The sequence below is a fragment of the uncultured Lactobacillus sp. genome, from assembly GCF_902491705.1.
Taxonomy (GTDB): Bacteria; Bacillota; Bacilli; order Lactobacillales; family Lactobacillaceae; genus Lactobacillus.
Window position 1 is genome coordinate 1 of the sequence record NZ_CABUIW010000060.1, and the last position, 12,823, is coordinate 12,823.

Genomic DNA, 12,823 nt, shown 5'->3' on the forward strand with positions numbered 1-12,823 from the left:
TAGTGAATCGACTATCCCGTCGGATAATCAATTCACTATTAAGCTTAGAATGTTTTGTTTATTGAAATTTTGGTACAAAAAAAGCACCGACTCCTCGCAGTGCCATTTCCATATTATGGGTGGCCAGGGGATCGAACCCTGGACCCACGGATTAAGAGTCCGTTGCTCTGCCAGCTGAGCTAGCCACCCATATTTGTTCATCAGCTCTATCGCTGACAGTTAAATATATTACCAGTTTAAAATGCTTTTGACAAGTCTTTTTTTGAAAAAATAAAAAAGTCACGAATTGTGACTTAATTTTAGATTTGTTCTCTAATGTGATGAGCAATTCCGTTTTGATCTTCCTTAGCACTATCGGCATAGTAGACAGCATAAACGCCATTTTTATCATTTTCAGCGATTACAATCTGACGGCCAGTTGGACGCTCAGCTTTAATAATTTGTGCACTGCGTCGTGCTTCTTTAAAGTCGTGTGAAGATGCAATTGCATCCCCAGGATTGAAAAATACAGCTTCGTTCATAATAAAGCCCCCTCGATTAACATCTTTTTCTTTATTTTACCAAGAAAAGGCTTGCAAAGGCTAATCAAACGAATGAAACAAAAAAGAGATAAGACCGAAGTCTCATCTCTTACAGTTATGGGTGGCCAGGGGATCGAACCCTGGACCCACGGATTAAGAGTCCGTTGCTCTGCCAGCTGAGCTAGCCACCCATTAGTTGAATCAATCAACAGATATTATTATGCTATTATTCATTGTAAAATGCAAGACTTTTTTTGAAAAAAACTCAAATTTTTTGGCTAATGTTACAAAATTCAGTATAATGTAAGAGCAAAGGAGGCATTCTCGATGCCAAAAAAAATTCTCGTCGTCGACGATGAAAAGCCTATTTCTGATATTATTAAGTTTAATCTAACAAAGGAAGGCTTTGACGTCGACACTGCCTATGATGGCGAAGAAGCTGTTAAAAAAGTTGACGAATACGATCCAGATTTGATGATCTTGGATTTAATGTTACCAAAAAAGGACGGACTCGAGGTTGCTCGTGAAGTTCGTCAAACGCATGATATGCCAATTATTATGGTAACTGCAAAAGATACTGAAATTGATAAAGTTTTAGGACTCGAAATGGGTGCGGACGATTACGTAACGAAGCCATTTTCTAACCGGGAATTAGTTGCCCGTGTTAAAGCTAACTTGCGTCGTCGTGACATCGTTAAGAAAGCTGAAGCAGCTAACCAAGAAGAGCCCGATAAAAACATTAAAATCGGCAATTTAGTAATCATGCCGGATGCTTATATTGTTGAAAAGAATGGTAAAAAGATTGAACTTACTCACCGTGAGTTTGAGCTTCTTTACTATTTAGCTCAACATATGGGACAAGTCATGACCCGTGAACACTTGCTGCAAACGGTTTGGGGCTATGATTATTTTGGTGATGTGCGGACTGTTGACGTAACCGTTCACCGTTTGAGAGAAAAAATTGAGGATAACCCAATTCAACCTCAAATTTTGGTTACTCGCCGTGGTGTCGGCTACTATGTAAAACAGCCAAGTGAAGGATAATTAAAGAAAGCCACAGAACTGAAGAAGTAAGTGGCTTTCTTTTTGTATTTTTTAGATGTTGAGTGAGAAATGAAAAGACTCAGAAAAAAGTTAAATGATACATTTAATTCCATCAATACGAAATTAGCGATCGTGTTCATGTTGATGCTGCTGGCGACAATTGAAGTTATCGGTGCTTATTTTACTAGACAGCTTGAACAAAGCAGTATTGAAGATTTTCAGTCATCAATCCAAATTCAAACTGTTGTAAGTAATCAGCTTGCTAAACAATTAGCTAGTAACAACAAAAATGTTAATGATCGTTTGAATCAAATTGTAAATGATTATAACAATGACGCAATTAGCGAAATTATCGTCGTTGATAACAAGGATACGATTCGTGCTGTTTCCAATTTGAATGATAAAAGCAAAATTGGACAGCGAATCAACAATACAGATGTAAAGCAAGTTATTTCTACCGGTCATCAAATCAATAAAGTGGTTGATGATCATGGCAATTACATGATTCAGATTTCACCATTAACTAGTGGTAATGGATCAAACAACAATGTAGGGGCAATCTATGTAAAAGCCAGTATGCAGGATGTCTTTAACAACCTGCGTCAAATTTCATTAACATTCTTGATTGCTTCATTAATTGCGGCACTACTTGGTGCATTCTTAGCGCTAGTCATTTCCCGGGCAATTACGCAGCCTATCGAAGAAATGCAAAAGCAAGCTCTGCATATTGCCGACGGTGATTATTCTAGCCAGGTAAAGATCTATTCTAATGATGAATTGGGTCAACTAGGTAAAGCATTCAATACGTTGTCGATTAAAATTGAACGTTCGCAGGAAGAATCCGATAGTGAACGGCGCAGACTAGATAGCGTTTTGTCACACATGAGCGATGGGGTACTTGCTACTGACCGTCACGGCAACGTAAGTGTTGTTAACCAAATGGCTTTGAATTTTTTAAATGCAAAAGAAAAAGATGTCATTAATAAACCAATTGCGGAAGTTCTTGGTTTAAAGGACACTTCTTCACAAGATTTAATTTCTAGTCAAAAAGAAATCGTCGTTACAATCGATCCTAATACGCGTGATGAAATGATCTTGCACGCTAGCTTTTCTTTAATTAAGCGTGTAACGGGCTTTGTTTCTGGTAGTGTATGTGTTTTGCACGATGTAACGGAACAACAAAAGAATGAAGATTCACAAAGACAGTTTGTATCCAACGTTTCGCATGAGTTAAGAACTCCACTTACCAGTTTGCAGGCTTATATTGAAGCTTTAAACGAAGGTGCTTGGAAGGATCCTAATATCGCACCAAAATTTTTGGAAGTTACCCAGCAAGAAACTAGTCGAATGATTCGAATGATTAATGACTTGCTCAGCCTTTCCAGAATGGACCGTGGCGTTTCAAAGATGGATCTGGAATTTGTTAACTTGAACGATTTTGTTAACCATATTTTGAATAGATTCGACATGATCGTGAAGACTGATAAAAATAAAGGTAAGAAGAAATACACTATTAAGCGTGAATTAGGCAATCAAGCCCTCTGGGTTGAAATTGATACCGATAAAATGATGCAGGTAATTGATAACATCATGAATAATGCGATCAAGTATTCACCAGATGGCGGTGTAATCACTGTTAGATTGACGCAGAACCAAAGTCACGTGATTTTGAGTATTTCCGACCAAGGTTTAGGTATTCCTCGTAAAGATTTAAGCAAGATCTTCGACCGTTTCTACAGAGTCGACAAAGCTCGCTCACGTGCTCAAGGTGGTACTGGACTTGGTCTTGCGATTGCTAAGGAAATCGTTGAAGCCTATCATGGCCGTATTTGGGCTGACAGTAGTGAAGGTAGAGGATCTACTTTCTACATTTCTTTGCCTTATGAACCAATGACTGAGGAGGACGACTGGGATGAGGTTTAAATTCAAGTTTGGCGACCTTTTATTGGGGCTTGGCATGTTTATTGTCATAGTCTTATCGATTGTCCTATGGATCTTTATTATGACTAGTGACCAGCGTTTTAGTAATATTGGCCAACAAAATCAAAATGTTACTTCAAAAGAGCAAGTACGCAACCGTAGCGCTAAATCTCTTTATGATCTGTTTATTCCAACGACTGCTTATGGCTTTTCTAATGGTAGTTTGTGTCAGCTTTATGATTCTAAAAACAATCTGACTTTGGAATTTACCAAGGAAATAAAAAATGCTAAGGCTGTTAATAAGATTAAAAAGATCGTTAATAATTCACAGGCAAGATATGAAGAATATTTGAATAGCCCAGAATATATTCAATTAGTATATCCTGATGAAATTACTTTCTCTTTGTTTAATCAATTGAATAAGTCTGATAGCGATGATCGTGAATTTAATCGTTTCTTTGTTTCAAGATCTAATCAGTGGATTTATCTTGGTAATGATCAAACTAATGAAATTTATCGAATTAAAATTACGGGTGCTAATTTTGATAAACTGCGTAAATATGCGCAAAATGCCAAAACTAAGTCGCCAGTTCGCTTGGTACGCCTAAGAGAAGGCTATTCACCATTTTATAGTAGAGAAATGGCAAGCAGAGTTTATAGCTATTTAACTAATCATCAATCATATTCTTACTTTGTCTCACGTTTATTAGGCACTTCTGGTGTTACTAGCAAGACAAATAAAAATGGTCAAACAACTTATTCTCTTAACTATTACACGAGACTAAAAGTACCAGCTTCTAACTCTGGTGAACATAATTATCTGTATACTCATTATGAGAAAAACAAGATCCCGTCTGCCACTAATCGTTTGCTTGATAGTGTTTATTATGTGCACCAATTAGGTTTAACTGAACAAGATTTGCGTTTCTTTGATGCAGATGGTTCAAACGTTAGCTACTTGAACTATATTGAAGGAATCCCAGTATTTTTAAACAAACACGATTTGCAAGTTAGAACTACATTTGCAACAGATGCGATTACCGTTGCATTTAATAGTATTAACTTCCAAATCCCAATTCCATTTGATGGTCAGACTAAAGTCATTAAGCCAACACAGGAAATTGTTGATGAATTATCTGCTCATGGTTTAAAGCAAGATGATATTCAAAGAATCGTTATTGGCTTTAGAATGGAAAAAGATTCCAGTCGTCATGGTTTGATTAATTTGGTGCCAACTTATTACGTTAAGGCATATGACGAATGGAAGAGTGTTAGTGAATGGGAAAAGCAGGACGTAACTACTTATCGCAAATTTAATGAATCTGTTAATAACGGGGAGGCGAAGTAAGTTTGGACTATAAAAGAATAGAATGGCTATTTTTCATCGTTTTTTTGTTAATCGATATTTATTTAGGAATTGAGATTCTGCGCTCACCCGTTAATTTAAGCAATGCCGATACCACTACTCAAAGTATGGCTAGCATTCGCTCAGAGATGAAGTCGGACAATATTGATTTGCCTGATTCAATTTCTAATGCACCAGATTCGGGCTATTATTTAGCTACTAAAAATAAAGATTACTTATCTTCTAAAGTTAGCACTTTAACTAATGTTGATGCTCGCTACTCAAAGACTGATAACACTCTTTATGCAACTCCTAAGGTAGCTACGATTTTATCTAAAAATGCTAAAACTGCTTTAAAGCAAGTAAATGATTTTAAGAATGATCCTAAAAATGTACCTTATGGTAAAGAGTTCAAGTATGAACCTGATATGTCGAGTTCTGATAACTACATGTTTGTACAAACTTCAGATTATGGAGAAATTTACGCTAACTCGGCTCAGTTAACAATCAGTGTTAAGGATAATCAAATTATTAACTACACCGAAACTTATATGGGACAAGCTAACCCTGTTAGAGAATTGCAGTCGACAATTAGTGCTTGGCGTGCAGTTCGAGCAATGTATACTGACCGTGAATTGACTAACAATTCTCGTGTCGCACGAATTAAATTAGGATATTCTAAATTAACTGAAATTCGCGGTAGCACCATTTTGCTTCCGACTTGGTTAGTATGGGTTGAAAACAAGACTACTAAGAATATTACTTTGAAGCGTGTGAACGCCTATACAGCACAAATGCTGCAATCGAGTACTTATAACGTAGAAAAGTAGGAAGGCAGAATAAAAATGAAAGTTTCCGTTTTGGCAAGTGGTTCAACCGGAAATACCAGTTTAATAGTTACAGGCCAGCATAAAATCCTGATGGATGCTGGCCTTTCTGGTAAAAAGACCAAAGATTTACTAGCGGATGTTGGTGTAGACATAAATGATATCGACATGGCCTTTCTAAGTCACGATCATACAGATCATAGCGGAGGACTTGGCGTTTTAATGCGGCGCTATCCTAGAATTGATGCGTTTGCCAATAGCGGCACATGGCAGTATTTGCTTGATACGCAAAAAATAGGCAAATTGCCAGCTGAACAAATTAATACAATTGAGCCAGGTCAAACTAAAACTTTTGGTGATTTAGACGTGACGGCATTTGCGACTAGCCATGACGCAGCTGAACCGCAATACTACGTTTTTACTAGCGGCGGAAAGCGTGTAGCATTTTTAACTGATACAGGTTATGTTTCTGAAGATGTTGAAGGCGTGATTGAGGACGCAGATGCATATATGATGGAATTTAACTATGATAATATGATGTTGCGAGATGGACCATATTCATGGTCATTAAAGCAGAGAATTCTATCAGATGTAGGGCACTTGTCTAATGATCAGGCTGCACAAGCTTTGGCTGATGTAGTAACGACTAAAACGAAGCATATTTTTTTAGCACATCGCAGTCAGCACAATAATACAGAGTACTTAGCTCATGAGACAGCAAAGGAAATGTTGATTGAGGGGGATGCAGATTTAAGCGATGATGCTAAAATAATTGATACAGAGCCTGCTAAACCAACTGATTTAATTCAGATTTAGTAATTTCAACAACTTTTTTTCATACAAAGTTCAAATTTGATCTGTATGATAATTAAAAGCAAGATGAGGGGAGAGCAAGTATGGCAGAGAATCAAAATAATAATCAAATGTCTAGAAAAAGAAGTGGCAGTGGCAAAATTATTGCTACTGCAGCTATTGTTGGTGTAGTCGGTGGGCTTATTGGTGGTGGAGTCTCATATTATGCAGCTGATCAAATGAATAGTGCATCAGTTAATAATAGTGCGGCTCAAACTAGCGTATCATCAAATAGTAGTAAGCTTTCACAAAAGAGTGCTAAGACAAGTGGCACAATGACTACTGCATATAACGACGTTAAAGGCGCTGTAGTGTCCGTAATTAACTTAAAGCGTCAATCATCTTCAAGCAGTTCAGATTCACTCTACAGCAGCTTATTTGGCGATGATAATAGTAGCTCATCAAAGAATAGTGGCAAGCTTGAAACCTACAGTGAAGGTTCTGGTGTCGTTTATATGAAATCAAACGGCAAAGGCTACATTGTTACTAACAACCACGTTATTTCAGGTAGTGATGCTGTTCAAGTTCAATTGGCAAATGGTAAGACTGTAAATGCTAAAGTTGTAGGTAAAGACAGTACAACAGACCTAGCTGTTTTATCAATTGATGCTAAATATGTAACTCAAACAGCCGAATTTGGCGATTCTAAGAGCCTTCAAGCTGGTCAAACTGTAATTGCCGTAGGTTCACCACTTGGTAGTGAATATGCTTCTACGGTAACGCAAGGTATCGTCTCAGCACCTTCTAGAACTATTTCAACTTCATCAGGTAACCAGCAAACAGTTATCCAAACAGATGCAGCTATTAACCCTGGTAACTCAGGTGGTGCTTTAGTTAACTCAGCTGGTCAAGTTATCGGAATTAATTCAATGAAGCTTGCACAATCAAGCGATGGTACTTCTGTAGAAGGTATGGGATTTGCTATTCCTTCAAATGAAGTTGTAACAATCGTAAATGAATTGGTTAAGAAGGGTAAGATTACCCGTCCACAACTTGGTGTAAGAGTTGTAGCACTTAATGGTATTCCAGAAGCTTACAGAAGCCGCCTAAAGATTAAATCAAACCTTAAGAATGGTATTTACGTAGCTACAGTTAACAAGAGCGGCTCAGCTGCAAATGCTGGCATGAAGAGTGGCGACGTAATTACTGCAGTTGACGGTAAGAAAGTCGAAGATGTGGCATCGTTACACAGTATTTTATACAGTCACAAAGTCGGTGATACCGTAAATGTAACCGTGAACAGAAATGGCAGAAATGTTAACCTGAAAGTAAAGCTAGAAGGTAACTAATAAGTAAAGTAAAAAGTTTACAAGAATAAAAGGCTATATCATGCGCTTTGAGCGTAGGTATAGCCTTTTTATTAACTATTTAAATGTGTAACATTGAAAAGTTCGGATTTAATATCTGTCAAATAGATATGCACTTGTTGATAAGTGTGGATAACTCTGTGGATTGTGTATAACTCAAGAATTATAGTCTTATTCACATGTGGAAAAATAAAGTAAAATGTTCATAAAAATAGTGAAATTAATTTGTTAAATCAATTGATCATGCCTGGTATATCAATAAATACTAAATAAAGTTTGTGAAAAAATGCTTTCAAAATAAAAATGTGGGAAAGTATTTTTCTAAAAGTTTAAAAATTTATTTTAGCCACAAGCTATAGAGCATAGTTAAAATGATACCACAAAATGTAGATCGTGTTTCATGACAAATGTGGAAAACTCCTATCTGTTTTTGTAGTAAACTATTAACTATGAATATTAAGATTGTTTGTGTTGGAAAATTAAAAGAAAAATATTTTAAAGATGCGATTGCAGAATATAAAAAGCGACTTAGTCGCTTTGCAAAAGTATCAATTGTTCAAGTACCTGACGAAAAAGCGCCAGAAAAATTCAGTGCGGCTGAAGACGAAAAAGTTAAAGAAATTGAAGGCCAACGGATTTTGAGCAAGATTAAAGACAAGGAGTATGTATACGTCACTGCAATTAAAGGAAAGCAGCGAAGCAGTGAAGAGTTTGCAAAAGAAATTCAGGATTTAGCAACTTATGGTCATTCAGATATTACTTTCGTCATTGGCGGTAGTTTAGGAACAAGTGATGCTGTAAATAAACGTGGTGATGATTTGATCAGTTTTGGTAAATTAACCATGCCGCACCAATTAATGCGCGTAGTTTTGATTGAACAAATTTATCGTGCATTCATGATTAATTCTGGAAGTCCATACCACAAATAAAAAAGCGCCAAAGGCGCTTTTTTTAGTCGTTTGTATCAAGCCAATTCTTGAGCATTTCAATGTATTCATCAGTTTTTTCTACAAAGGACATGTGACCGCAATTTTCAAATAATCGCCACTTGCTACCTTGAATATGGTCTTGCATCGTCTTAGCAACATATGGAGTACATAAGTCATCAGTTCCACTCGTAATTAGAGTTGGAACTTTTATTTTGTCTAATTGATCAGTGTATTCATAATCATGCAAATTGCCTTCTGGCGTGTATTCATTAGGACCCCACGCAGTCTCATAAGCAACCGTTCCACCATTTTTCGTTCTCATCACACATTCTGGCCACTTTTTCGTCATATCAATAGCGTGCTGATTCATGAAGTGTTCGTTAGCCTTTAAATAGTCGCTTTCAGTAAAGGCATCAGTAAGTTCTGCACGGTGAATTGCAGCTTGTTCTTCAATTGGCAAGTACTTGATCATGCGATGAAGCTCTTTAGACCATAATGAAGCAGAAGAAAGCGTGGATGACAAAATTAAGCTTTGAATTCCTTCTGGGTGATAATCGCACATGTAAATAATGGCGAGCATCCCGCCCCAGCTTTGACCTAATAAGTGCATTTTTTTAAGGGCCAAATGTTCACGCAAAGCTTTTAATTCTTTTACCCATGTTTCTTTAGTATAAAGTTCTGGATGATCATCTGGGATACTGCTTTTACCGCAGCCTAATTGGTCATACATAATGATGCGACGATCATCAATTGCGGCTAATTTGTCCAATACTTCAAAATAATTGTGTGTTGAACCAGGGCCGCCGTGAAGCAAGACTAGAGGTGGCTTTTCGCTTCTTTTGCCGACAATTCGATAATAAGTTTCATAGCCCATAAAAGGCATTTTTCCTTCAATAACTTCCATTTTTGCACCTACTTAAAACAAAATAATGAGATATTTACCAAAATTAACAATGTAAAAAAGATAAGCCAATCTTTTTTAGTGAGTGGAATTTTTACTATTGTAGATCTTTTTTGATTTTCGACATAGCCGTGTGACTCCATACCTTGGGCTAAATTATCAGCTGAATTTACCGCAACTAAGATTGCTTTGAAATAAAGTGTAGGCGACCAAAAGCTAAGGTACATTCCACGCATCATTGCTGAAACACGAATCTGCTTAACCGCCATTTTCATCTTCGGAATAATGTTAATTGCAGCTAAAACGCCGTATGCAAACTTGCTAGGCAAATGCAAATTTTGCTCAAGTGAGCGTGCAAAGTCCGTCGCAGTTGTGTGGCGTGTCACGCAAGCGATAGTTAATGTATAAACGTAGACACGCGTTGACAAGTTCCACGCGTAATATGCGTCCGGCACAGGTGAAAACCAGTACAGTGTCGCAAAAATCGTAAAAGCCGCGATAAAAGGCAAGCTGAGCAGCAAAAGCAATTCCTTGATTTTGGTTTTGGTAGCCACTAAATAAATTAATGCAAAAATGATGACCAAAATGTTGGTGGTTAGACTGGCTTTTAACGATATTTCTAATGAAACAATAAATGCCAGAATAAATTTTAAACTAGGATTCATGTCTACTTCTCCACATATTTAAGCTGCTGATGGTCGAAAACAAGCCGATAATCGCAGAAATTAGCTAGCTCGTCTATCTGATGGCTGATAATTAAAAACGTCTGATGGAGCGTTTCCTGGCTTTCTCGCATCAAATCTAAAATAAGACTAATTGACTCATGATCAAGGCCACTTAAAGGTTCATCAATTAATAAAACTTGATGCTTAGTTATCAGCATTAACAAGATCTGCAGCTTTTTTTGCTGACCGCCTGACAAGGTGTAAACGACTTGATCTAAGTGACTGGTCAAATCCAATTTATCTAGCCATTCATTAATTTTTTCATCTGTAAAAAAGGCATTGCGATCCTTTTTGCTAAGTTCAAGTTCATCTTTTACAGTAACAGTTAAAAATTGATCCGTAGCTTTTTGAAAGACTTGGGCTACTTGGTGGAGATATTTTCTACTCTTTAGTTTAGCGATTTCCTTATCTGCATAAGTAAATTGGCCGCTATAAGGAATCATCTTAGTCATTGCCTTGAAGAGGGATGTTTTACCCACACCGTTAGGTCCTGTAATCAAAGTGGCTTTTGAATAAATATTTAAATTTGTTTGATCTAGCAATAATTTATTCTGAGCAATTTGCACATTTTTTAAAGTGAAAACAGGCTGGCCAGTTGGAATGGCAAAATTGTATTCATAAGCGTGCATCTTTTTATTTTGAATAAATATTTTCTCTTTATCTGCTTGAGACAGCTTCTGCACGGTTTTGTTTTCAAACTGAAATAAGTTATCGCAAACTGGTTCATAGTCATCTAGAATATGATCACTTAAAATGATTGTTTTGCCTTTTTTAGCAAGCAGAGCCAACTTATTTATCAAAAATTTTCGCGCTTCAGGATCACAGCTAGCAAATGGTTCATCAAGTAAAAGCACATCAACGTTCATGGCTAGTAAAACCGCTAAAGCTACCCGTTGTTGCTGCCCACCTGACATGGTGTTGATTTTTTGATCTAGCAAATCTTCTATCTGAGTGAAATTTACTGCTACGTTTAATCTATTTTGATAGTCTTGTGGTTCAATTTGCAGATTTTCTAATGCAAAAACGATCTCTTCTCGCGGCGTAGCTATCGTGAACTGCTCAGCCGCATTTTGAAACATCATGGCTGTTTTTTGTCCATTGAGATCCACGCTGCCAGTTAATTTGCCTGCATATTTTGGATAAAGACCTGCAATAATTTTGAGCAGGGTTGATTTGCCGCAGCCTGTAGGGCCCATTAATAGTGAAAAGCCCGCTGGAATTTTTATAGTTAAATTTTGGATTATAGGTTCTTTTTCATAAGAAAAAGTAATATTATTTAGTGTTACCATCATAATTCTGATTGTACAAGATGATTTTAGGCCTGTCTACGAGTCAAAAAAGTATCTTTTTCGATATAAGATGTCATAATTATAGTTAATTAATGTAAAAAAAGGTCTATAATATAAATGTAATAGTATTATAAAATAAGACTACTATAAGGAAGGTGGACATATGGCAGCTGTTGCTTTGGACCAATATCTGGCTAGCATATTAAAGTCGAATTCAACAGACAAAAATGAAATAAGGCTAGAAGCGGGAAATCCGGATTTTGATCTATTTACTATCTACCTTGAAAATCATAATACTGGAATTCATCGTTATCAGATGGATGTTTCAACAATTCTTTACGTTGCTAAAGGTACTGTGACGATTAAGAGCGGTGAAAAAGTCATTACGATGAAATCTGGAAATGTACTTCTTTTAACTGAAGGTTGGAAGTACGAAGTCGCAAGCCAAAAAGAAGATTCCGTTCTAGTTAAATTAAAATTTAAACCTGGTTTTAGATACCGTGAATATTTCGATGACTTTGGTTATAAAGGTAAACGTGAAAATGAAGTTGTTGAACAAATCGTTGATAGCTTAGGAAATGAACACGTATTATGGCTAAAGAATAATCAAATAACCCGTGCTTCTCAAGTAATGCAGCACATCATCGGTGGTTATTTGAATAATGACTTATTTGCTAAAGCATTAATTCAAGCCGAATTAACGGTTATGCTGATTATTTCAATCAGAACTCAGCGAGTAGCTACTCCAACTAACTTAGATAAGACTAAATTTGAGAAAAAGTCATTAGACAATTATATTGATGCACATTTTGCGGATGTATCGCTAGCTGATTCCGCTAAATACTTCGGCTTTAATCCAAATTACTTCTCAAACATGGTTAAGGCTAAAACTGGCAAGAGCTTTGTTGATCATGTTGATGAAAGAAGAATGCAGGAAGCACGCGAACTTCTTATGCAACCTGATATTTCACTTAAAGATATTATTGGACGAGTTGGGTATTCAAGTAAGTCATTCTTCTACAAGAAATTTAATCAGTATTACCATATGACGCCTGCTGCTATGCGTGAAGAATTATTTAGACAAGCGAATATCAATTTGAAGTAAACAAAACATTCTAAGCTTAATAGTGAATTGATTATCCGACGGGATAGTCGATTCACTA

At 36.6% G+C, this 12,823-nt stretch carries 12 protein-coding genes and 2 tRNA genes; 8 read left to right on the forward strand and 6 right to left on the reverse strand.

From position 1 onward, the window contains the following. Nucleotides 1-116: 116 nt before the first annotated feature. From RDN22_RS09600 to RDN22_RS09610, 3 genes are all read right to left on the reverse strand, one after another. Nucleotides 117-189, reverse strand: a tRNA-Lys gene (locus RDN22_RS09600). Between the two features lie 110 nt (nucleotides 190-299). Beyond that, on the reverse strand, nucleotides 300-521 hold the full coding sequence (locus RDN22_RS09605) for a hypothetical protein (RefSeq protein ID WP_308557809.1): 222 nt from the start codon (nucleotides 519-521) through the stop codon (nucleotides 300-302). A 118-nt stretch (nucleotides 522-639) separates the two neighbouring features. Further along, nucleotides 640-712, reverse strand: a tRNA-Lys gene (locus RDN22_RS09610). 136 nt (nucleotides 713-848) lie between these two features. Here RDN22_RS09610 and yycF point away from each other — a divergent pair. The 7 genes from yycF to rlmH all read left to right on the forward strand — a co-directional run bounded on the left by yycF (nucleotide 849) and on the right by rlmH (nucleotide 8,745). Beyond that, on the forward strand, nucleotides 849-1,565 hold the full coding sequence (gene yycF, locus RDN22_RS09615) for a response regulator YycF (RefSeq protein ID WP_003548578.1): 717 nt from the start codon (nucleotides 849-851) through the stop codon (nucleotides 1,563-1,565). A gap of 69 nt (nucleotides 1,566-1,634) precedes the next feature. Next, nucleotides 1,635-3,488, forward strand: a complete 1,854-nt coding sequence (gene walK / locus RDN22_RS09620; protein WP_308557812.1) for a cell wall metabolism sensor histidine kinase WalK — start codon at nucleotides 1,635-1,637, stop codon at nucleotides 3,486-3,488. Then, complete coding sequence (locus tag RDN22_RS09625; RefSeq protein ID WP_308557814.1) at nucleotides 3,478-4,833, forward strand: hypothetical protein; 1,356 nt, start codon at nucleotides 3,478-3,480, stop codon at nucleotides 4,831-4,833. The genes walK and RDN22_RS09625 overlap by 11 nt, the downstream gene beginning before the upstream one ends. 2 nt (nucleotides 4,834-4,835) lie before the next feature. Further along, the gene (locus RDN22_RS09630) at nucleotides 4,836-5,660 is read left to right on the forward strand and encodes a two-component system regulatory protein YycI (RefSeq protein WP_308557816.1); all 825 of its coding nucleotides are present in this window, start codon (nucleotides 4,836-4,838) and stop codon (nucleotides 5,658-5,660) included. Between the two features lie 15 nt (nucleotides 5,661-5,675). Further along, nucleotides 5,676-6,473: an MBL fold metallo-hydrolase gene (locus RDN22_RS09635; protein ID WP_308557818.1), complete on the forward strand. Its 798-nt coding sequence runs from the start codon at nucleotides 5,676-5,678 to the stop codon at nucleotides 6,471-6,473. 80 nt (nucleotides 6,474-6,553) lie between these two features. After that, a complete protein-coding gene (locus RDN22_RS09640; protein ID WP_308557820.1) occupies nucleotides 6,554-7,798 on the forward strand; it encodes a trypsin-like peptidase domain-containing protein in 1,245 nt (414 codons plus the stop codon). A 467-nt stretch (nucleotides 7,799-8,265) separates the two neighbouring features. Further along, complete coding sequence (gene rlmH, locus RDN22_RS09645) at nucleotides 8,266-8,745, forward strand: 23S rRNA (pseudouridine(1915)-N(3))-methyltransferase RlmH (RefSeq protein WP_025015279.1); 480 nt, start codon at nucleotides 8,266-8,268, stop codon at nucleotides 8,743-8,745. Between the two features lie 22 nt (nucleotides 8,746-8,767). Here rlmH and pepI read toward each other — a convergent pair whose 3' ends face one another. Genes pepI through RDN22_RS09660 form a run of 3 tightly spaced genes read right to left on the reverse strand, consistent with a single transcriptional unit; the run spans nucleotide 8,768 to nucleotide 11,663 of the window. After that, a complete protein-coding gene (gene pepI, locus RDN22_RS09650) occupies nucleotides 8,768-9,649 on the reverse strand; it encodes a proline iminopeptidase (RefSeq protein ID WP_308557822.1) in 882 nt (293 codons plus the stop codon). An 8-nt stretch (nucleotides 9,650-9,657) separates the two neighbouring features. Beyond that, nucleotides 9,658-10,311, reverse strand: a complete 654-nt coding sequence (locus RDN22_RS09655) for an energy-coupling factor transporter transmembrane component T (protein ID WP_308557824.1) — start codon at nucleotides 10,309-10,311, stop codon at nucleotides 9,658-9,660. Nucleotides 10,312-10,313: 2 nt separating this feature from the next. Beyond that, nucleotides 10,314-11,663, reverse strand: a complete 1,350-nt coding sequence (locus RDN22_RS09660; RefSeq protein ID WP_308557826.1) for an ABC transporter ATP-binding protein — start codon at nucleotides 11,661-11,663, stop codon at nucleotides 10,314-10,316. Between the two features lie 160 nt (nucleotides 11,664-11,823). On the opposite strand from RDN22_RS09660, the gene RDN22_RS09665 reads away from it, so the two are divergent. Continuing rightward, on the forward strand, nucleotides 11,824-12,765 hold the full coding sequence (locus tag RDN22_RS09665) for an AraC family transcriptional regulator (protein WP_308557828.1): 942 nt from the start codon (nucleotides 11,824-11,826) through the stop codon (nucleotides 12,763-12,765). Nucleotides 12,766-12,823 lie beyond the last annotated feature (58 nt).